The following is a 20968-nucleotide window of genomic DNA, read 5'->3' as shown; positions in this document are numbered from 1 at the left end:
AGCGCTTTGCGTTGCCCACGAAGCAACGTTCCCTGAGGTTTGTTGATGGTCTGGCTCATGATTGGGAACGGGCCGTTAAGGCTCGCGCATGCTTTCGTTGATGCTGCCCATCAAGGGCTTCAGGAAATAGGCGATGATGGTGCGGTTGCCCACCTTGACGTCGGCGGTCAGCGGCAGACCAGGAACCAGGCGGAACCCTTCTGGAACGTTGCGCAGATCGACGTTGGTCAGCTTGATCTGAGCGCGGTAGAACAGCCCACTGCCGCTTCCAGTCGTCGCCGCGCCGCCGTCCGCCTTGGCGATGCCGCTGGTTCGATCATTGCGGCTGAACGAATCGTCGCTGATCGTCCGCACCACGCCCTGCGCGGCGCCATGCTCCAGATAATTGTAGGTGTCGAACTTCAGAGCAACCGTGTCACCTTCGCGGATAAAGCCAATCTCCCGCCCATCAATCTGAACCGACGCTTCCAAAGGGGCGTTGATCGGAACCAGCGTGAACAGCGGCTCAGCCGCCTGGGCGATCGAGTTGACCGACCGGTTCGCCACCTCCAGAACCACCGCATCCACGGGCGCCGTCAGAGTGACCAACTCCTGACGCTTCTTCGCCTTGGCCATCTGCTCAGACAGCACGTCCCGCTCGGTGCGCTGTTGCATCAACTCCTGGGCGATCGTGTTGCTCCACTGCTGGATGAAGGCTTCGCGTTGCGCCTTCATGTCGTCCAACTCGTGGCGGCTCTGCTGTTCGGTGGCCTTGGCCGTGGTCAGGCTGCGGTCGATGTCCAGACGATTCGCCGTGGCGGCCAGAGCGTTTAGCTTGCTGCCGACTTGCGAGGCCGCCAGCGTGTTGCGGATGTCCTCGATCTCTTTCCACTTCTGAAGCTGCGCGGTCAGATTGGTGATCTGGATCGCGCTGCTGGCCATGGTGGCCTGAGAGCGGGCGATGCGCTCGTTGTAGCTCAAGACCTGGGCGTTGAACTGGGCTTGGCGGTTGCGCCACAACCCGAGCTGTCCAATCGCCAGTTCGGGCGGCAAGTCGGACGGCGGCTTGTAGGTCTGCCCGGCCAGTTCGGCCTCAAGCCGCGAGATGGCGGCCTCGGCGGTCTGCAAGCGCACGGTGATCTGACCAATGTCCGATTGGGCAAAGGTCGGATCAATGGTCGCCAGAACCTGCCCGGCCTTGACGATGTCGCCAGCCCGCACCTTGATGCTTTTCAGGATCGCTGTTTCGAAAGACTGGATGACGATCGGCGTTTCGGTTGACACCAGCCTGCCTGTGGCCGACACCACGCGGTCGATCCGGGCCAGCGACGCCCAAACGATGGCCGTGACGATCAACCCGGTGGTCACATAGAGCGTCAACCGGGTCAGCATCGGTTCGGGCTGGTTCTCGATCTCGGAGGTGTCCGATTGGAAATCGGCGATCGAACGATCCGCCTCCTCCAGCTCGCGCGACGAGGGCTTGATCTGCACAAGGCTCATGACGCGAGCTCCAGATGCCGGTTCTGCTTGTACCAGAGATGGCGATAAACGTCGCAGCGAACCAGCAAGTCGCTGTGCCGACCGACATCGGCAACCTTGCCATGGTCCAAGACCATGATGGAATCACAGCCAACCAAAGACGACAGGCGGTGGGAGATGATGATCAGCGTGCGCCCCTTGGCGATGTTCTGCATGTTCGCCTGAATGATCGCCTCGCTCTCGGCGTCGAGCGCGCTGGTCGCCTCATCCATAATCAGGATCGGCGGGTTGATGAGCAGAGCGCGCGCAATGGCCAGACGCTGACGTTGACCACCCGACAGGTTGGCGGAGCCTTCCTCGATCATGGTGTCGAAGCCGCGCGGCAGGCGTTCGATGAATTCGTCGGCGCCAGCCAAGCGGGCCGCCTCGATCACCTCTTCCATCGGCGCGCCGGGCTTGGCCGCCGCGATGTTCTCGCGAATGGTGCCCCGAAACAGGAAATTGTCCTGCAACACGACGCCGATGTTGGTGCGCAGATGGTCGAGGTCGATCTCACGAAGATCATGGCCATCGACCTTGACCAACCCCTCCTGGGGCCGATGCAGGGCCTGAAGAATGCGCGTGACCGTGGTCTTGCCCGAACCGCTCCGGCCCATCACCCCGAACATGTGGCCTTGCGGAATGGTGAAGGACACGTGGTCAAGGGCTGGCGACGAGGTTCCCGGATAGGTGAAACGCACGTTGGCGAACTCGACCTCGCCCTTGATCGGCGCGCGCATGCCCCGACCTGTGCGCCCTTCCTCGGACTCGTGATTCATGATCTGGCCCAGCATGCGCAACGAAAGCGACACTTCCTGGAACTGCTGGATCATCTGCGACAGCTGAACCAGCGGGCCGGTGACGCGCCCGGCAATGATCTTGAAAGCGATCAGACCGCCGACCAGCATCGAACCGTTGAAGATCATGTAGGCGCCCAACCCCATCACCACGACCTGGGTGATCTTGTCGATGGGCATAATCAGCGATTGGGCGATCAACGCGAAGCTGCCCAAGCGGAACCGATTGTCGATGGCGCGGGCGAGTTTCTGATCCCAGGCATGGCGTTGACGAGCGTCCAGAGACAGCGACTTGATCGTCCGCATGCCTTGGATGGTTTCCACCAGATAACCCTGGAGATTGGCCTCGCTGGCGTAAAGGTCGTTCATGCGCCGTTTCATCGGCGGCAAGAAAGCGATCATCATCACGCACAACAGCAGCGTCGATCCCAACACGACCATCGCCAGAACAGCGCTGTACATGAACATCATCGGGATGAAGACGATCAGACCAATGCAGTCCAGCGCGACGGAGAACACCTGCCCGGTCAGGAACTGGCGGACGCGCTCGGTCTGCTGCATGTTCTTGGTGACGACGCCGGTCGAAGCGCGCTCGAAGAAATCGATGGGCAGACTGACCAATTTGGAGAAGGTGCGCATGCTGACCTGCGCGTCGATCTTGTTCGACGCGTACAGCATCAGATAACGGCGCATGTAGGAGAACAGCGTCTCGAACACGATCGCCAGCATCATGCCGCCCAGCAGGACATGCAGCGTGTCGATGCTTTGGTGGACCAGAACGCGGTCAATGACGATCTGCATGAAGACCGGCATCGCCATGGTCAGCACGCTGAGAAGAATAGCGGCGATGCCGACGTCGCGGAAGATCCGCTTCTGCTGCCGGATCATCGGGAAGAACCAGGAAAAGCCGAAGACCGGCTCCTCATCGGTAGCGTCACCATCCTGCTTCAGCAGAATGACCTCGCCCGTCCAGGCTTCGGTAAAGCGCGCCTCATCCACCGGAAGCGCGACCGTGTCGGCGGCCAACGGATCCTGCATCAGGACCACCGGCACGCCGTTCACGACGTTTGCGCCAACGATCAGCACCGAATTGCCGTTGCGCAACCGGGCGATCACCGGAAAAGCCTGATCCAATTTGCCGAAATGGTGCCAGCCGATGCGGACCGCGCGGGCTTTCAGTCCGATCTGGCTCGCAAGCTTGACCAGAAGCCTGGTGGACGGCTCACGGTTGTCCAGCACATTGTCGTGCTGGATGCGTTCGATCGACGTGTCGATGCCTCGAAGGCGGGCCGCCTCGACAAGGCATCTCAAGGCGCTGTTCGGCCCGGATACGGGCATCTGCGTGACGCTCCCAAACTGCAAAAGGATTTCGCCGTATAGGCTACCGGCTGGTTTTCACAGGCAAATTAAAACATTGTAATCCTCCTTTTTCCAGGCATTCCCCTGGAACAAGACGGAGATGCGGACATCTTAAGCCGCTATCATCGAACGGAGTGGAAGATTACCATCTCACAGGCCGCCCCCCTCAACTCTGACAAGACGACAACAACCCCGCCATGAGAATCCTGGTGATTGAGGATGATCCCAAAGCGACGACCCTGATGCTGAAGGGATTGAGGGATCATGGCCACAACGTGGACCACGTCGCTGACGGGTCCGAAGGGCTGCGACAGGCGTCATCCGAGCTGTATGACGTTCTGATCGTGGACCGCATGCTGCCATCCCAAGACGGCATGTCGATCGTCCGTTCGTTGCGCGCCGCCGGAAACGACACGCCGGTGTTGATCCTCAGCGCGCTCGGCAGCCTGGAAGACCGGCTGTACGGACTGCGCAACGGCTGCGACGATTACCTGACCAAGCCATGCTCTCTGGGCGAGCTGATCGCCCGGGTGGAAATTCTAGGCCGCCGCCGCCCGCAGAATCAGCCAGAGATGCGCCTGAAGGTCGGTGATCTGGAAATGGATCTGTTGACACGCAAGGTGAAGCGCGAAGGGCGCTCAATCGAGTTGCACCCGCGTGAGTTCAAGCTTCTCGAATATCTGATGCGGAACGCCGGCAATGTGGTGACGCGGACGATGCTGCTGGAAAATGTCTGGGAATTTCATTTCGACCCGCAAACCAACGTGATCGAGGTGCATGTGGCCCGTCTGCGGCAAAAAATCGACCGCGATTTCGCCTCGCCGCTGATCCACACCGTTCGCGGCGCCGGGTATTGCCTGCGTGCTTAAACGTCTGCATTTCCGCACGGTCACGATCCGGGTGGCGCTGGTCTATCTGGGCGTGTTTTTGCTGTCCGCCCTCATCGTCTCCGGCGTGATCTACAAGGTGACGGAAACCTTCCTCGACCGCCAGGCCGAGGAGACCATTGTCGCCGAACTCGACGGGTTGATGAGCCATTACAACCGTGGCGGCTTGCCCAAATTGATCCAGGTCCTGGGCGACCGCACCGAAACGGCGCACACCACCGATCTTCTCTTGCTGGCCGATCCCGCTGGGGGGCGGGTGATCGGCAATCTGCCAGCCATGCCGGCCGTCACGCCCGACCGTCGGGGCTGGCTCTCATTTCGGGCGGGGACCGGGCTGGCCGGACAGGACGACGCGCCGCCGGACGGTCTGATGGCGATGGGAATCGTCCGGAGATTGCCGGACGGCCACAAGCTGCTGGTCGGGGCAGATCTGGGGGAGTGGCGGCGCTTCCGCAGCCAGATCGTCCAGTCGCTGTTCTGGAGCTTCACCGTCATCCTGGCCATTTCGGCGGTCGGCGGACTCTTGGTCAGCCGCCATTTCACCCACAGGCTGGAAACCATCAACCGGACCACCCGCAAGATCATCGACGGCCATCTGCACGCCCGCATTCCGCGATCCACCAGCGAAGACGAGTTGGACCGGCTGGCCGCCAACGTGAACGACATGCTCGACCAGATCGAGGATCTGATGACCGGGCTGCGCCATGTCAGCGAGGGCATCGCCCACGATCTGCGCACACCGCTGAACCGCCTGCGCGGCCAACTTGAAATGGCGGTGATCGAAACGCGCGAGGGCGATCCAACCCGCGACATGATCCAGGAGGCCATCGCCGAGGCCGACCGCCTTCTGGACATGTTCAGCGCCCTTCTCAGCATCGCCAAGGCCAAGGCAGGCTACCAGCAGATGCCGTTGGTCGATGTGCCGCTGTCGCCTGTGCTGTGGCGGGTCGTGGAGTTGTATGAGCCGGTCGCCGAAGAGCGGCGCATCGACCTGAACGTTCGCGTCGATGTCCTGGCGGTCATCCGGGGGCAAGAACAGCTTCTGGCCCAGGCTCTCGCCAACCTGGTGGACAACGCGGTCAAATACACCCCCGAAGGCGGTCGCATCGACGTCGTCGTCACGGTTGGCAAAGACGCGGGCTGGACCGAGATCATCATCGCCGACAACGGCATCGGCATTCCGGTGGAGGATCACGAGCGTGTGCTGGGGCGCTTCATCCGTCTGGACTGGAGCCGCAGCACCCCCGGAAATGGGCTTGGCCTCAGTCTGGTGGACGCGGTGACTCAGTTGCACGGGGCCAAACTGGTCATGGAAGACAACCAACCCGGCCTGCGCGTTCGGCTGTGCTTTCCTCCCGCCCCGGCCACGGGAACTGGCCGTTCTCAGCAGGACTTGATCGGGAACGGATACCCAGACGGGCAACAAACCAAAGGGTGATTTGACCTTTTGGGTGGTTGCCCGTCTTTCCCTCACGTTACGGACAAGGCCGCGCAGCGAAGGCCGCGCGGACGCGATGGCGCCAATGGTCGAGCGTCACTGAACCAAGCCTAAGCGGCGACGCCAGGATCCGCTGACGCTCCCGCTCCAGAAAAGCTTCATCCACATCCTCCCAACGGTCCACCGCGACCAACGGCAAATCGGCGAAGGAACGCATCCAGGTCCCGGACTGGACCAGTGGAATGACGCCAAGCGACAGGGCTTCCCAAACCCGATGGCAGTCCGGTCCGTTGCCGGGTGGCGATACGCAAAAGCGGTGCGACGCCAGTTCCTCCAGATAGGGGCGGTATGGTTTGGGCGGAGTCAGCGTGACGAAAGGCTTGTCCTTTAGGATGTTAAACACCCGCTGGCGTTCCACCGGGTTGGTCCGGATTTCAAAATTGGCGTAGAGCAGCCCGCTCTTCGGACGTCGCGCGCGCGCGACGGCGGCAAGCGCCGCCGTGTCGCCGTGCGGCCATTGCGCGTTGGCCAGCCCGATCGGCAAAGCCGACAGCTTGGGATGCTCGACCTCGGCGTTCTGAGAAAACCAATGGACCAGCCGGACATCGTCCAGAAAGGCCCGGTGCTGGGGGCCAATCCGATGATCGCTGTTATGGCTCATCAGGACAAAACGCTGGGTCAAATGCGGCAGGACATCCCGGATGAAACTGTCGATCAAATGGGTGTAGACGAATATGACCGACGCTCGCTGCAAGACCCGCAGCTGATCGGGGCCTTCAACCGTCAACCGATGGCGCGGCCCCTGGAAGCGGCACAGCCGGATGTCGGGAAAATGGCGCAAGCTGGCGTGAAAGGCGAAAGTGGCCTCGTCGATCACCGAAACATCGGCCAAAGCCTGAAGACGCTCGCCCGTGATGATCTCCGCCTCCGGAATGTCCGCCGGTTCGGCGGGAGAAGGCGACGGCGGAGGAACAACCACGCGGGGCGGAATTGAACGGAAGCTGGCCAGATCCTTGGAATGGACGTGCAGATTGATGATCGGCCAGAAGGGAGCGTCGTCCCCCTGGTTCCGCGCGCGCAGATGAGGAACCCGCCGCCCTTGCGCGTCCGGCATCAACCGGAATCGATAATCAGACGCTTGATAGGCCGCGCTTTCGTTCAGGAAACCGACGGTGCGGCGGCCCTGCACGTTGCGCGGATCGACGCCGCCAAGATGCTGACCCAACGCGCCAGTATCGAAAACGGCGTTCAGCTTGTCGAAATGCCGGGTGTACAGCCCCGGATCCGTCGGGGCGAGGCCAAGCAGGCTGCCCGCCGGAACGGGACCATCAGCGGGAACCACGGGAAGCGCGTCCATGCAATCCAGGCCGAACCGCTGGCGGAACAGCCCCAAAAGAGTCATGTCGTTGATCCGGGTTCCCGGATTGCGGACGAAAAATTCGGCGACGAAATGGGTGAAGCGGCCCAACGCGGCGGCATTGCGGACATACAGAATGCCCGCGATGCCCCGCTGGTCATTGTCAAAGGGCGCGGCAAGACCGGGATAAAGCCGCTCCAGCGTCGCGCACAACGGGCCAATGTCGGCGTAGAGCAGATTGTCGCTTTCCAGATGGATGACGTTGCTCAGACCCAGCGATTCCATCGCCGTCTCGACCAGAAAGAACCGCTCGATCACATAGGTCCAGAACCCGAAACGAAAGGCGCGGTCCGTGGTTGCGGCGGCCCGGAATTTGGCAAGCGCCGGGGAGATCGGCAGATCTTCCACGAGAACCACGCGGATTCCCAACGCCGGATCCGGCGGCGTGGCGGCCAGAGCGGCGGCGTTGGCGACCAGAACAATGTCGCACATGTTGAACAGCCGCGCCTGAGCGAGCGCGTCATCCAGGCAAGCCGGCAGCGCGTCGCCCAGATGAACGAAGAGAATGGCGTGCGTCATAGAGTGATCCGAGGCGCTGTGGATGTCAGGTCCTCCTCAGCGACGAGGCGGCGCGAGATGGGGATGAACGGGCTTCGCCGCGCGGGCATGGCTTTCGGTCGCCGTGAAACCAAGATCAAGTTCCAGCGCTCCTTCCCCGCACTCCCTCCAACAGGGCGTTGGCGCTCCAGGAGCGAGGGCCGGGACAAGCGCGACGGCCTGTTGAAAATAGGGCGCCGCCTCTTGAACCCGATCCAGCGCGGTCAAACACACACCCGCATTGTGGTGCAGATGCGCCGAGAGTGGAGAGCGCGTGATCGCCCGGCGAACCAAACCCAGCGCCGCCGCGTGGTCCCCCTGACCATGCAAGGCCAGAACAAGGACCGATAGGATCGCCGGATGATCCGGATGCTCGGCAAGCAGCGCCCGACAGAGCCGCTCCGCCTCAACACAATCCCCCGCACGCCAGCAGGCAAGGGCGCGGGGCAGATCATCGGCCAGAGTCATGACGCGGAAACCCGTCTTGCCTGTATCTAAATTAAAGGGCCGCGCCTGACAAAAATGGAGGCGCGGACGCCTGCCCTCTTAGCAGGAGAGATCGACCATCGTCCATCATGGATCGCCCCGATCCACCCCAAGCCTCCCCGCCATGGGCCATTCCAACGGGGAAAACTTCGCCTGACGCAGGGTTAGCCAAGGAACGAAGGCGTCCTAAAGCCGCCAAAACCACCACTCACCGGCGAAATTGAGCCGGGATCGACCCTTGTGCCGCCAATGACCGCCCTGGGGACCTTCCCTGTCGATGAAATAAATTGACGAACCTTGCGACGGCCTATCTTATGGCCGCCAAATGCCCCCTGACGACGTCCCGACCTCATGCAGCGTTATCATCTGCTCGCCCCATACGCCAACGCCACGAATCAGGAACGCGTGGACGCCGTTGGTCAGAGTGGATCGCGGGATGCTCCTGAGCGCGACGCGACGCGTGGGCTGTCGATCATCATTCTCAACCTCAACAAGCCGGAGCTGATCGTCCCGCTGGTCGAAAGCCTGATCGCCATCGAACCAAGCTTCCGCGCCGCCGGGCTGGGCTTTGAGGTGCTGATCGGCGACACGGGATCGACCGACCCGGATGTCCTGTCCTTGTACGACCGCGCCCCCCCGATGGTGACGGTCATGCGCGGCCTGAAATACCAATTCTCACGCTGCAACAATCAGGTTTTCTTCGCGCACGCCCGTTACGACACGACGTTGTTCCTGAACAACGACGTGATCCTGCGCGACCATCCCGATTGCCTGATGCGCATGTTCACGCTGCTGGAACGGCGCCCTGAACTGGGCCTTGCCGGATTGTGCCTGTTCTTCCCTGACGGCACGGTCCAGCACTCTGGCATTGACGTGTTCCGCGACGGCCCTCTGCGCGGCTTCTGCTTTCACCCGCACGCCCGGGAAACCATGCCCGCGACGGCTGTGGAAAGCTGGGACTGCCTTGCTGTGACCGCCGCATGCGTTATGATCCGATCCGCTCTGTTCCGGGAGATCGGCGGGTTCGACGAAGCCTATCGCACCGAATGCCAGGACGTGGCCCTATGCCTCGCCGCCCGGCGTCTTGGCCAGGGGATCGCCATCCTCAACGCGGGCCACGTGCTGCATCTGGAAAACGCAACCCGACCCAAGGGATCGGAAGACTGGGCCGACCGCCAGCTCTTCATGCGCCGTTGGGGGGCTTTCATCGAAGCCTTCGCCCTGTAGGAACCCCGTGTTGAATTCCATGTCCGCACTCCTTTTCCTCTGCCACCGCATGGGCCGCGGCTACGGGGTTTCGGTGGTGATCGAAAATCTGGCGCGGGGGCTTGCCGCGCGTGGCGTTCCGGTCGTCATCGGCTGCATGGAGCATGACGGCACCTTGTCCGGTCTGGACATCCGTCAGGTGGAACCGCGTCCGGCGGCCATCGCCGCCCTGGCCCGCGAGGTCGGCGCGACGGTTCTGGTCGCCCACACCACGCCCTTCTTTGAGGCCCTTCCAGAGCTTCGCGGCGAATTCTCCTGCTGGGCATGGGAGCATGGCGACCCCAGCCCGTCCTTCTTTGAAGAAGACCGGGAAGAGCGTGAACGGATCATCCGCCACAAGCAGGTGAACGTCTATCCGGCGATGGACGGTGTGATTTCCATCTCTGAATTCATCAGCGGCGATATCGGCTGGCCACAAGCGCGTCTGGTCTTCAACGGCTGCGACCATGTTCCCGATCGCGGCGGCAAAGGGTTGCAGGACTTTCCGTTGGGCGACAGCGCCCCCCTGCGCATCGGCACCCTGATGCGCATTGGCGTCGGCGAGGCCCGTTACAAGGGAATGCGGAATTTCCTGGATCTGACGGCGGCGGTGCGCGCGTCGGGGATCAACGCCGAAATCCACATCATGGGACGCGGCGCGGCCGAGGATGCCGAGGGTTTCCGCGCCGCTGGCATCGTCACCCACCTGAACGCGACGGACGAAGAGCGTGCGGAGTATCTGCGCAAGCTCGACGTCTTCGTGTCTCCCAGCCTGTGGGAAGGCTGCAACTTGCCGCTTCTGGAGGCTCAGGCGCTTGGCACCGTCGGGCTGGCCTATGACACCGGCGCCCACCCGGAGATGACTCCCTTCCTGGCCGCCGACAGCGCCGACATGCTGGCGCTGCTGAAAGCCTACGCGCGCAACCGCGATCTGGTCCGTCAGCATTCGATCATGGGCTATCGCTTCGTGCGTGGAAAATACCGCTGGGCCGTCGCGGTGGACCAGACGATCGCCTTGCTCGGCCTCAAGATGGGGACCGCCCCCATCGCCATCGCTCAATCGGCTCCCGCCTTTCAACGCGGCTGGATGTCCACCTATGTGGCGAAATTCTGGCAAATTCTGCGCGCCGAAGGCCTGTCGAGCGCCACGCAGCGAACCCTGCGTTACCTGTCCCATCACATGCAACGGCGCCAGCACTGATGACTGGACAGCATCGCGCATCGGCGGCGATTCCCCTGGCGTGGTGTGACGACGAACATGCCGCCCTCGCCTGGCGCCATGGATTGGCCTTGTGCCGCGCCTTAGCCGCCGAGGGCGTGTCCGTCACCGCCTGCGTCGTCACCGAAAAGCCTTTGCCCGCTGGGGCCGAACAGTCCCTGCGCGTCCTGTCCGAGCGTCATGGCGTCACAACCGAATGGGCGCCCGCTCCGCCGACACGGCTGGAAGGAAATCTTTACACGCGTCTGGCCTACCGCTTTTATCTGTGGGCGCGCGACCGCGCCGACGATGCGATCCACGCCACCGACCTGTTTGGCCTGCCTTACTACTGCCTGCTGGACCGGGTCGCGGGCCGGAGATTCACCCGCACCGCTTTCGCCATCCTAACCCTGGGACCAAGCCGCGCTCTGCTGCTGGATCGGGGCCTCTTCCCCGATTTCGACACGCTGAGTCGGCTGCATCTGGAAGACGGTTGCCTGACTTTGGCTGACCGCGTGTCATCGGTCATGGACGCCGCTCTTCCTGGCATCGAACTGCCCAGTGTTGAGACGTTCGGCGCCGAACCGGAAGCCGCTGAAGCCGGAACCCGAATTCTGGTGATCGGCGAGGGCGTCAGCCCGGCGGAACTGCGCTTCGTGGACAAGGCGCTGACTCAGGCTTTGCCGCACCTGCAAAGCCCTGTCACCGTGACGGTGATCGAGGCCAGCGGGGACGAAGAGCTGGCCTCTCCCTCCCTGATCGTCCCCCCTCTCGCCCTGGCCGGACAGACAACGACGACAGGACACGGCGACGCGGCTCTCGCCGACGCCCTGCGCAAGGCCGACATCGCCATACTGCCCGCCGCTCGGCGCGACGCCGCGTGGTTGGGCGTGTTGTGCCGCGTCGCCGGATTGCGGGCTGTCGGACGCGGCCACGCCGATCTGGCGGCGGGGCTTGGCCCCAACTTCGCGTCCTCTGGCCCACCGGCGGATCTCGCCAACCGCCTGATCGACGCCCTTTCGGCTCCGGCTCCGGCTCCCCTCCTCGGCCCCAGCCTGTGGCTGGGGAGTCCCACCGCCCTGCCGCCGGAAGAGTTGGCCGAACCAGCCCTGGTCAGCGTTTGCGTCACCCATTTCAACCGGCCCCACCTGTTGCGGCGGGCGCTGTCCAGCCTCGCCGCGCAGGATTACCCGGCGCTGGAAATCATTCTGGTCGATGACGGCAGCGACGCGCCCGAGGCGCTGGAATGCCTTGCGGCGCTGGAACGCGACCCGCCGACGCCGCGCTTCCGGTTGATCCGCCAGCCCAACCGCTATCTTGGCGCCGCCCGCAACGCGGCGGCGGCGGCGGCGGTGGGACCCTATCTGCTGTTCATGGACGACGACAATCTGGCCAAGCCGGAAGAGCTGTCGGTCTTGGTCGCCGCCGCGCGGGCGTCCCGCGCCGACATCGTCACCTGCTTCAACGATACCTTCTCACGCGAGGAGGATGGCGGCCCGGTGGTTGAGTCCCGTCGCCTGTTTCTGGGACCGGCTGCGGGCGTCGGCATCCTGTTCAACGCCTTCGGCGACGCCAACGCCCTGATCCGCACCGAGACCTTTCGCCGCCTTGGTGGTTTCAGCGAGGATTATGGGGTCGGGCACGAGGATTACGAGTTCTTCGCCCGCGCGGTCTTGAGCGGAGCGCAACTGCTGACCGTGCCTGAGGCGCTGTTCTGGTACCGCACCGACGACGCCAGCATGATTAAGACCACGGCGCTTGGCCTCAACCATGCTCGCGCCTTGCGGCCTTATCTGGCTGACGGCGCCATGCTGGAAGGGCCGCTGGTCGGGGATTTGGCGACGCTGGCGCGCGGCGCCTTCATCCGCGCCGATCATACGGTCGCGCTGCTGCAAGCCGATGGACAACGCAAACAGCAGGCGATTGAAACGCTGACTGCGGCAAACGCCGAAAAACAGCAGGCCATCGCCACACTGGAAGCCGGAAGCGCTGAAAAACAGCAGGCCATCGCCGCGCTGGAAGCCGCAAACGTCGAAAAACAGCGGGCCATCGCCGCGCTGGAAGCCGCAAACGTCGAAAAACAGCAGGCCATCGCCGCGCTGGACGTTGAGAACGCCGAGAAACAGCGCGCCATCGCCGCGCTGGAGTCCATAAGCGTCGAAAAACAGAGCGTCATCGCTGCTCTAGAAGCTGAAAATGCGGAAAAACAGCGGGCTGTCGCCACATTGGAAGCCGCAAACGCCGAAAAGCAGCAGGCTATTGTCGCGTTGGAAACGGCAAACGCCGAAAAGCAGCAGGCTATCACCGTTCTGGAAACCGCAAACACGGAAAAACAGCAGGTGATCGCGGCCCTTCACGCCTCCTGGTCGTGGCGGGTGACAGGACCGTTCCGCCGCGCCGCTCGGCTTGCCCGGCGCGTGGTCGGCCTGTTCGCCTGCCGCCCGCGCGGCCTAACCCTGACCCCCAACGACAGCCTAACCAAAGAAGGCGATCTTTACCGCAGCGCCAACGATGATCCGCAATTCTTCATCCAGCCCGTTTCAGGACGGATGCCAAGTGGTTGGGTGGTGTTGAGCTACGCGGGCCAGGGCATTGACTTCCCCTTGACCCCGGAACTGTTCATTGACGCCGGCGCGGGCTTGTCGGAAGCGGGAAAGCTGTCTTTCCCGCCTTTGCGCGAGGGGCGGGTTCGCCAGATTTTGCGCCTGCCCGATGGGGTGCGCGGCCTGCGCTTCGACCCGATGGCCCGGCCTGGACGCTTCCGGTTGGACACGGTGGAGGCGATCTCCTGCGGTGGCCTGACGCTGCTCGCCTTTCTGCTCGCGCGGCGGCCCAGCATGATGCTGGCGGGCATCTTGAGAGGACCGCGTCGACTGGCTCAGGTGATGGATGAGGCCATCCGCCTGGAAAACGCCGCTCCAGCCCTGACCTATGAGGATTGGGTCGCCTGCTTCGACATCCTCACCGACGAAGACCAGAAGACCATCCAACAGCGTGGCGCGGCGTTGAAGACCGACTTCACGGTGGTCATCCCCGCGCACAACGCCGCCTTTTCCGATCTGGCCGACACCATCGCGTCCTTGCGGTCGCAGCTTTACCCCCACTGGCGCCTGATTATCCTCGCCCCTCACGAGGCGGCGGGAGATGGCGTCGCCACCCTGGCGCATGATCCGCGCGTTTCCCTCATGGCCGAGGCCGACGCTCTGATCGGAGCCGATGGCTGGCTGGTCTTCGTCGATCCGGCAACCCAGCTTGCGCCACACGCCCTCTACATGGCCGCCCACTGTCTGGCGGCGGATCCCAAGACCGAGATCCTCTATGCGGACGAAGACCGGCTGGACAGCCGGAAGCGGCGCGTAAAGCCCGATTTCAAGCCCGACTGGAGTCCCGACCTCTTCCTGGCCCGCAACTATCTGGGACCGCTCGTCGTCCTGCGGCGCGCGCTTCTGGACGCTTCGACCATCTCGGCGGGAGAGGATCTGGTCTACGCGACGGTTCTGCGACGGATGAGCGTCGGCCCGGAGCCGGTGGTGCGCCACGCGCCCTTCGTGCTGTCCCACCGCACCGCCGACGAGGACATGGAAAAGCCCCGCCGGGGCCGTGAGCATGCGCTGTTGACCCGCCACCTGACCCCTCAAGGCGCACGGGTGGAGCCTTGGCTGAACGGCACGGCGAACCACATCGTCTACGCCCTGCCCGAACGGGCGCCCTTCGTCAGCATCATCGTGCCGACCAAGGACAAGATCGACCTGCTGCGCCTGTGCGTCGAAAGCCTACGCGAACGAACCGTCTACCCTGGCGGTTTCGAGATCCTGGTGATCGACAACCGCAGCGAAACCGACGAAGCGCGCGCCTATTTCGCCGAGTTGGAGCGCACCGGCGCCGCTCGCGTCCTGGCCTATGACGCGCCGTTCAATTATTCGGCCATCAACAATTTCGGCGTCCGCCACGCGAAGGGCGAGGTTCTCGCCTTCCTGAACAACGACATCGAAGCCATTGCCCCGGCCTGGTTGGCGGAAATGACCGCTCACGCGCTCCGCCCCGAAATCGGCGCGGTGGGCACCATGCTGTATTATCCCGACGACACGATCCAACACGCCGGGGTTGGCTTGGGCCTGCACACGCTGGTCGGCCACCTGCATCGGGGCTTGCCTCGCGGAGCCACCGGCTACGCCGACCGAGCCGCCCTGACGCAAAACCTGTCCGCCGTCACCGCCGCCTGCCTCGTCATCCGCCGTTCCGTGTTCGAAGCGGTCGGAGGCTTCGAAGAGGAGCATCTCCACGTCGCTTTCAACGACGTGGATCTGTGCCTGCGCCTGCGCGCGGCTGGGCACCGACTGGTTTGGACTCCGCACGCCGAGATGTACCACCATGAAGGGGCGTCGCGGGGCCGTGTCGAAAAACCGGAGCGTCTGGCGCAATTCGCCGTCGAGATCGCCTATATGACGAGTCGTTGGGCCGACATCGTGTCAGCGGACCCCTACTACAGCCCAAACCTGACCCTCGACGCCGAGGATTGCGGGCTTGGCTGGCCGCCGCGCGTCACGCCGCCCTGGCGCTTGCCGACGGAACCGGCGCCCGCCAAAGGCGCGCGCCGGTCGTCGCTCACCGCCTACGCTTGGCTCGACACGGTCCACCGCTGATAGGAAACCGCCTTCCATGGACGCCTCCTCTGCCGCCCGCCCGTCGCTGACCGACTATCTCGACGCCTCGATCGAGGTTCTGCGCAAGACACGCGACACCCTGCCCCCTGCTCTGGTGGCGGAGGCGGTTGATCGCGTCGTCACCGCGCTTGGCCAGGGGCGCCCCCTGCTGGTCTGCGGCAATGGCGGCTCCGCGTCCGACGCCCAGCACATCACCGGCGAACTGGTCGGTCGTTTCCTAAAGGAACGCCGGGCGCTGAAGGCGATCTGCCTCAGCTCCAACGCCGCCGTTCTGACGGCCTGGGCCAATGATTACAGCTATGAGAGCGTCTTCGCCCGACAGGTGGAGGCTTACGCCGAGGCTGGCGGCGTTCTGCTCGGCCTCAGCACCAGCGGCAATTCCCCCAACGTGGTCGCCGCCTTCGAGACGGCCCGGCAGTTGGGCATGACGACGGTGGCCCTGACCGGCGAGGGTGGCGGCAAGCTGGCCGCGCTCAGCGATGTGCTGCTGGCCGTGCCATCGCGCCACACCCCCTTGATTCAACAGGCGCACATCTGCCTCTACCACCATCTCTGCGAAGAGGTTGAGGCCCGGTTGGCCGGAGTTTGACCGTCCACAGACAATAAGGAAAAACAGGCTTCGTTTCGGATTCAATATGATTGGAAGATCATTCCGATTGCGAAACTGAAAGCTTCTTTTCCCAAGAAAGCGCCGTTTCAACGATGATTCTCAGATCCTCGTGGCGCGGCGCCCAGTCCAACAGCCGCCGAATCCGCTCGGTTCCAGCCACCAGGGTCGGCGGATCTCCGGCCCGGCGCTGAACGATTCGAGTTGGCAACGATTTTCCAAGCACCGATTCAACCATGTCCAGGACCTCGCGCACCGAATAGCCCCGGCCATAGCCGCAATTCAGGACCAGGCTGTCACCCCCGGCCTCCAGATGGCGCAGAGCGGCGAGATGGGCGTCGGCAAGGTCGCTGACATGGATGTAATCGCGCACGCAGGTGCCGTCCGGCGTCGGGTAATCGTCGCCGAAGATCTGGATGTCCGGGCGCTGCCCGGTCGCGGCCTGGGCGGCGATCTTCAGCAGATGGGTCGCCACCCGCGCGCTCTGCCCTGAACGCCCCGCCGGATCCGCCCCCGCCACGTTGAAATAACGCAGGGCGACGTAGCGCAGGCCATGGGCTGACGCCGCGTCGCGCAGCATCCATTCGGTCATCAGCTTGGACCGCCCATAGGGGTTGATCGGGTCGGTGGGCGCATCCTCGTCAATCGGCATCGCCTCAGGCATGCCGTAGACGGCGGCGGTGGACGAAAAAATGAAGCGCTCCACCCCGGCCCGCCGCCCGGCGTCGATCAACGACAGGCTGTTGACCGTGTTGTTGCGGTAATAATCCAGCGGCTTTCCCACAGATTCCGGGACCGAGATGCTGCCCGCGAAATGCATCACGGCGTTGACGCCGTGACCGACGATGGTTCGCTCCACCAGCCCAGCGTCCCCGACATCGCCGACCACCAGCGGAACCCCATTCGGCACAGAGGCGCCGCGTCCCGTGGACAGATCGTCCAGAACCACGACCGATCGCCCAGCGTCGAGCAGCGCCAGCACGACATGGGAACCGATGTAACCGGCGCCGCCTGTCACCAGAACGGTCGGGAGGGAAATCGGGTCGGCCATGTCGATCCATTCACACTGCGTTGCCAAGGGCCGAACAGACTATCACCCGCCGCACCACCGCCGCTTCATCTTTTCCGCAAGAGCGCTCAGAGTCACACACGCCCGCGAAAAGCGGCCCGAGGCAACCCCACCATGGACTTCGGCGACGCCCGGCGATACCAAGGCAGCCGGACGCCGCACCGCAACGGCGCAGGAGGAGCTATGAGCATGGACATCGCCGCACTCGCCATTCCCGATGTGAAGATCATCCGCCCGAAAAAATTCGGCGACCATCGCGGCTTCTTCTCGGAAACCTACAGCAAGCGCGCGTTCGAGACGGCGGGGCTTCCGCTTGATTTCGTCCAGGACAACCAGTCGCTGTCGGCGGAGGTCGGCACGGTGCGCGGCCTGCATTACCAGCTTCCGCCCTTTGCCCAGGACAAGCTGCTGCGCGTCGTGCGCGGCGCCGTCTTCGACGTGGCGGTGGACATCCGTCGGGACTCGCCGACCTTCGGCCAGCATGTCTCGGCAATCATCAGCGCGGCGGAGTGGAACCAGATCCTGGTCCCGGTCGGCTTTGCTCATGGGTTCTGCACGCTGGAACCGGACACCGAAGTCATCTACAAGGTGACGAATTTCTATTCGCCGCAGCATGACCGTGGGATTCTGTGGAATGATCCGGCTCTGGCCATCGTCTGGCCGGTCGAGGCCGACAAGGCCCGGCTGTCCGACAAGGATCTGAAAAATCCCCGCCTTGCCGAGGCGAGTGACCTGTTCTGAACAAGGCCAAATCCGAAACAATCCTTTCGGAATAATCCTTGAGTGTGTCTGTTTGTCTCCTGGATAGGGCGCAGGTGTTTTGATGAAGTGCATTCTCGTCACCGGCGGCGCCGGGTTCATCGGGTCCGCCGTGGTCCGCCAACTGCTCGCCGAAACCGACGTCCGCGTCGTCAATCTGGACAAGCTGACCTACGCGGCCAATCTGGCCTCGCTGCCAGGCGCGGTGGACAACCACCGTTACGCCTTTGAGCGGGTGGACATCTGCGACAGCGACGCCCTGCGCCGGGTCTTCGCCGAACACCAGCCGGACGCGGTGATGCATCTGGCCGCCGAATCCCATGTGGACCGCTCCATCGACGGCCCCGGCGATTTCATCCAGACCAACATCGTCGGCACCTATCGGCTGCTGGAAGCGGCGCGGGGCTATTGGTCCACTCTGCCCGCCGACCGCAAGGACGGCTTCCGCTTTCACCATATTTCCACCGACGAGGTGTTCGGCACGTTGGGCGAGGATGGTTTCTTTACCGAAACGACTGCCTACAGCCCGAATTCGCCCTATTCGGCCAGCAAGGCGTCCAGCGACCATCTGGTGCGGGCTTGGCACGAGACCTACGGGCTGCCGGTGGTGCTGACCAACTGCTCCAACAATTACGGCCCCTATCATTTCCCGGAAAAGCTGATCCCGCTGGTGATCCTGAAGGGTCTGGCCGGGGAACCGCTGCCGGTCTATGGCAAGGGCGACAATGTGCGCGACTGGCTCTATGTCGAGGATCATGCCCGCGCCCTGCGGCTGGTGCTGGAAAAGGGGCGGATCGGCGAGAGCTACAACATCGGCGGCCACAACGAACGCACCAACATCGCGGTGGTCCGCAGCATCTGCGCCCTGCTGGACGAGCTGGCGCCCGACGGCGCCCCGCATGACCGGCTCATCACCTTCGTCACCGACCGCCCCGGCCACGACAAGCGCTACGCCATCGACGCCGACAAGATCGAGCGCGAGCTGGGCTGGCGCCCGGAGGAAACCTTCGAGAGCGGCCTGCGCAAGACCGTCGCGTGGTACCTGGCCAACCGGCCCTGGTGGGAAGCGGTGCGGAACGGCTCCTATTGCGGGGAACGGTTGGGGCTGACCGAGGCGGCGACCCCGACGTCCAAGACTGGGGGAGCGGCGTGAACATCCTCGTCCTCGGCGCCAGCGGGCAGGTCGGCCACGCCCTGATGCGCGCCTGCTGGCCGGACGGCGCCCGCGTCGTCGGGTTGGCCCGCCCGGCGGTGGATCTGGCCGATCCCGACAGCATCGACCGCGCGGTGGCTGAACACGCCCCGGATCTGGTGGTCAACGCCACCGCCTACACCGCCGTGGACAAGGCGGAGAGCGAGCGCGAGGCCGCCTTCGCCATCAACCGCGACGGTCCGGCCCATCTTGCGGCGGCCTGCGCCGCGCGCGGAGCGGCCCTGATTCACATCTCCACCGACTATGTGTTTGACGGAACCAAGCCCGCCCCTTACGTCGAGGATGACCCCGTCGCCCCGGTCAACGCCTATGGCGCCAGCAAGGAAGCGGGAGAGGCGGCGGTGCGCGCCACAGCGCCCCGCCACGTCATTTTGCGCACCTCCTGGGTTTACGCCGCCCACGGCGCCAATTTCGTCAAGACCATGCTGCGGCTGGGCCGGGAACGCGCCGAGCTGAGCGTCGTCGCCGACCAGACCGGCGCGCCGACCTCGGCGGACGACATCGCCGCCGCCATCACCCGCATCGCCGCGCGCATCCAGGGCCAGCCCGACGACGTTCCGTGGGGCACCTATCATCTGACCGGCGCTGGAGAAACCACCTGGTTCGGCTTTGCCGAGCGCATCTTCGAGCGTCTGGCGCGCGAGGAAGGCCGCCGCCCGGCGGTCAAGCCGATCGCCACCGCCGATTACCCGACCCCGGCGCGCCGCCCGATCAACTCCCGGCTGGACGGTTCCCGCCTGCGCGCCGCTTTCGGCGTCGAACCGCCGGACTGGGCGGACAGCCTGGACCGCGTGCTGGACGAACTGTTCAGCCAGCGGCCACCGGCGACCTGACGACCCACGCTGACGACGGCGCGCTCATGCCGAGCGCGCCGTTTGGAATTCATCCTTCGCGACATCCAGACCACAGACAGACAGGCGGCGGACATGAAAGGCATCATTCTGGCAGGCGGATCCGGCACCCGGCTCTACCCGGTGACGCGCGCGATCAGCAAACAGCTGCTGCCGATCTACGACAAGCCGATGATCTATTTCCCGCTCAGCACGTTGATGCTGGCGGGCATCCGCGACATCCTCATCATCACCACGCCGCACGACCAACCGCTGTTCCAGACCGTTCTGGGCGACGGGTCGCAATGGGGCGTGTCGCTGTCCTACGCGGCCCAACCCTCCCCCGACGGGCTGGCCCAGGCCTTCATCATCGGTCGTGAGTTCGTCGGCGCCGACAGCTGCGCGCTGGTGCTGGGCGACAACATCTTCTACGGCCACGGCCTGACCCAGCTTCTGCGCGCCGCCGGGGAAAAGACCACCGGCGCCCGCGTCTTCGCCTATGGCGTGCGCGATCCCGAACGCTACGGCGTGGTCGAGTTCGACGAGACCGGGCGGGCGCTGAGCATCGAGGAAAAGCCGACCGCGCCGCGTTCCAAATGGGCGGTGACGGGGCTGTATTTCTACGACAATCAGGTGCTGGACATCGCCGCCGCCGTGAAGCCCTCGGCGCGTGGCGAGTTGGAGATCACCTCGGTCAACGCCGCCTATCTCGATCTTGGCCTGCTCGACGTCGAGCAGATGGGGCGCGGCTATGGCTGGTTCGACACCGGCACCCACGACAGCCTTCTGGAAGCGGCGGAGTTCGTCCGCACCATCCAGCACCGTCAGGGTCTTCAGATCGCCTGCCCGGAAGAGATCGCCTATGTGTCCGGCTGGATCGATGGCGAGCAGGTCTCCCGGCTGGCCGAACCGTTGAAGAAGAACGAGTACGGTCGCTATCTGCTCAGCCTGTTGGGATGATGCGG

General features: G+C 64.0%; 16 protein-coding genes. 11 read left to right on the top strand and 5 right to left on the bottom strand.

Features of this window, described 5'->3' with window-relative positions; all coding sequences use genetic code 11:
- Nucleotides 1–75 precede the first annotated feature (75 nt).
- Both D3877_RS28140 and D3877_RS28135 read right to left on the bottom strand, forming a co-directional pair.
- Nucleotides 76–1479 carry an HlyD family type I secretion periplasmic adaptor subunit gene (locus tag D3877_RS28140; RefSeq protein ID WP_119834121.1) on the bottom strand — a complete coding sequence of 468 codons (1404 nt, stop codon included), beginning with the start codon at nucleotides 1477–1479 and terminating at the stop codon, nucleotides 76–78.
- Complete coding sequence (locus D3877_RS28135; protein ID WP_119834246.1) at nucleotides 1476–3632, bottom strand: peptidase domain-containing ABC transporter; 2157 nt, start codon at nucleotides 3630–3632, stop codon at nucleotides 1476–1478. The genes D3877_RS28140 and D3877_RS28135 overlap by 4 nt, the downstream gene beginning before the upstream one ends.
- 218 nt (nucleotides 3633–3850) lie before the next feature.
- Between D3877_RS28135 and D3877_RS28130 the strand changes: the two genes are divergently transcribed.
- Together D3877_RS28130 and D3877_RS28125 are read left to right on the top strand one after the other, a co-directional pair.
- On the top strand, nucleotides 3851–4522 hold the full coding sequence (locus tag D3877_RS28130) for a response regulator transcription factor (RefSeq protein ID WP_119834120.1): 672 nt from the start codon (nucleotides 3851–3853) through the stop codon (nucleotides 4520–4522).
- Nucleotides 4515–5978 (top strand): sensor histidine kinase, encoded by a 1464-nt coding sequence (locus D3877_RS28125; protein ID WP_119834119.1) that lies wholly within the window; start codon nucleotides 4515–4517, stop codon nucleotides 5976–5978. Before D3877_RS28130 ends, D3877_RS28125 begins: the two co-directional genes overlap by 8 nt.
- 37 nt (nucleotides 5979–6015) lie before the next feature.
- Here D3877_RS28125 and D3877_RS28120 read toward each other — a convergent pair whose 3' ends face one another.
- Entirely contained in the window at nucleotides 6016–7914 is a 1899-nt protein-coding gene (locus D3877_RS28120) for a hypothetical protein (RefSeq protein ID WP_119834118.1), read from the bottom strand.
- Between the two features lie 36 nt (nucleotides 7915–7950).
- The gene (locus D3877_RS31110) at nucleotides 7951–8316 is read right to left on the bottom strand and encodes a tetratricopeptide repeat protein (protein ID WP_420796921.1); all 366 of its coding nucleotides are present in this window, start codon (nucleotides 8314–8316) and stop codon (nucleotides 7951–7953) included.
- Between D3877_RS31110 and D3877_RS30715 the strand changes: the two genes are divergently transcribed.
- The 5 genes from D3877_RS30715 to D3877_RS28095 all read left to right on the top strand — a co-directional run bounded on the left by D3877_RS30715 (nucleotide 8293) and on the right by D3877_RS28095 (nucleotide 16114).
- Nucleotides 8293–8430 (top strand): hypothetical protein, encoded by a 138-nt coding sequence (locus D3877_RS30715; protein ID WP_238475143.1) that lies wholly within the window; start codon nucleotides 8293–8295, stop codon nucleotides 8428–8430. The two genes, D3877_RS31110 and D3877_RS30715, sit on opposite strands and share 24 nt — an antisense overlap.
- A 339-nt stretch (nucleotides 8431–8769) precedes the next feature.
- A complete protein-coding gene (locus D3877_RS28110; protein WP_119834116.1) occupies nucleotides 8770–9645 on the top strand; it encodes a glycosyltransferase family protein in 876 nt (291 codons plus the stop codon).
- 19 nt (nucleotides 9646–9664) lie between these two features.
- A complete protein-coding gene (locus D3877_RS28105) occupies nucleotides 9665–10864 on the top strand; it encodes a glycosyltransferase family 4 protein (RefSeq protein WP_119834115.1) in 1200 nt (399 codons plus the stop codon).
- Nucleotides 10864–15504, top strand: coding sequence for a glycosyltransferase (locus D3877_RS28100; protein ID WP_119834114.1), 4641 nt, complete (start codon nucleotides 10864–10866; stop codon nucleotides 15502–15504). Before D3877_RS28105 ends, D3877_RS28100 begins: the two co-directional genes overlap by 1 nt.
- Before the next feature lie 16 nt (nucleotides 15505–15520).
- The gene (locus tag D3877_RS28095; RefSeq protein WP_119834113.1) at nucleotides 15521–16114 is read left to right on the top strand and encodes a D-sedoheptulose-7-phosphate isomerase; all 594 of its coding nucleotides are present in this window, start codon (nucleotides 15521–15523) and stop codon (nucleotides 16112–16114) included.
- 58 nt (nucleotides 16115–16172) lie between these two features.
- Here the strand turns inward: D3877_RS28095 and galE are convergent, their stop codons facing one another.
- Entirely contained in the window at nucleotides 16173–17183 is a 1011-nt protein-coding gene (gene galE / locus D3877_RS28090; RefSeq protein ID WP_119834112.1) for a UDP-glucose 4-epimerase GalE, read from the bottom strand.
- Nucleotides 17184–17390: 207 nt separating this feature from the next.
- Between galE and rfbC the strand changes: the two genes are divergently transcribed.
- The 4 genes from rfbC to rfbA all read left to right on the top strand — a co-directional run bounded on the left by rfbC (nucleotide 17391) and on the right by rfbA (nucleotide 20963).
- Nucleotides 17391–17942: a dTDP-4-dehydrorhamnose 3,5-epimerase gene (rfbC, locus tag D3877_RS28085; protein WP_119834245.1), complete on the top strand. Its 552-nt coding sequence runs from the start codon at nucleotides 17391–17393 to the stop codon at nucleotides 17940–17942.
- 82 nt (nucleotides 17943–18024) lie between these two features.
- Nucleotides 18025–19113: a dTDP-glucose 4,6-dehydratase gene (rfbB, locus tag D3877_RS28080; protein ID WP_119834111.1), complete on the top strand. Its 1089-nt coding sequence runs from the start codon at nucleotides 18025–18027 to the stop codon at nucleotides 19111–19113.
- On the top strand, nucleotides 19110–20006 hold the full coding sequence (gene rfbD, locus D3877_RS28075; RefSeq protein ID WP_119834110.1) for a dTDP-4-dehydrorhamnose reductase: 897 nt from the start codon (nucleotides 19110–19112) through the stop codon (nucleotides 20004–20006). The genes rfbB and rfbD overlap by 4 nt, the downstream gene beginning before the upstream one ends.
- Before the next feature lie 93 nt (nucleotides 20007–20099).
- Nucleotides 20100–20963, top strand: a complete 864-nt coding sequence (rfbA, locus tag D3877_RS28070) for a glucose-1-phosphate thymidylyltransferase RfbA (protein WP_119834244.1) — start codon at nucleotides 20100–20102, stop codon at nucleotides 20961–20963.
- The last annotated feature ends 5 nt before the right edge of the window (nucleotides 20964–20968 follow it).

Origin of the sequence: Azospirillum cavernae, from assembly GCF_003590795.1 — a bacterium.
GTDB classification, from domain to species: domain Bacteria; phylum Pseudomonadota; class Alphaproteobacteria; order Azospirillales; family Azospirillaceae; genus Azospirillum; species Azospirillum cavernae.
The sequence above is the reverse complement of the archived record's forward strand: the minus strand, read 5'-3'. Positions and strand labels throughout refer to the sequence as shown.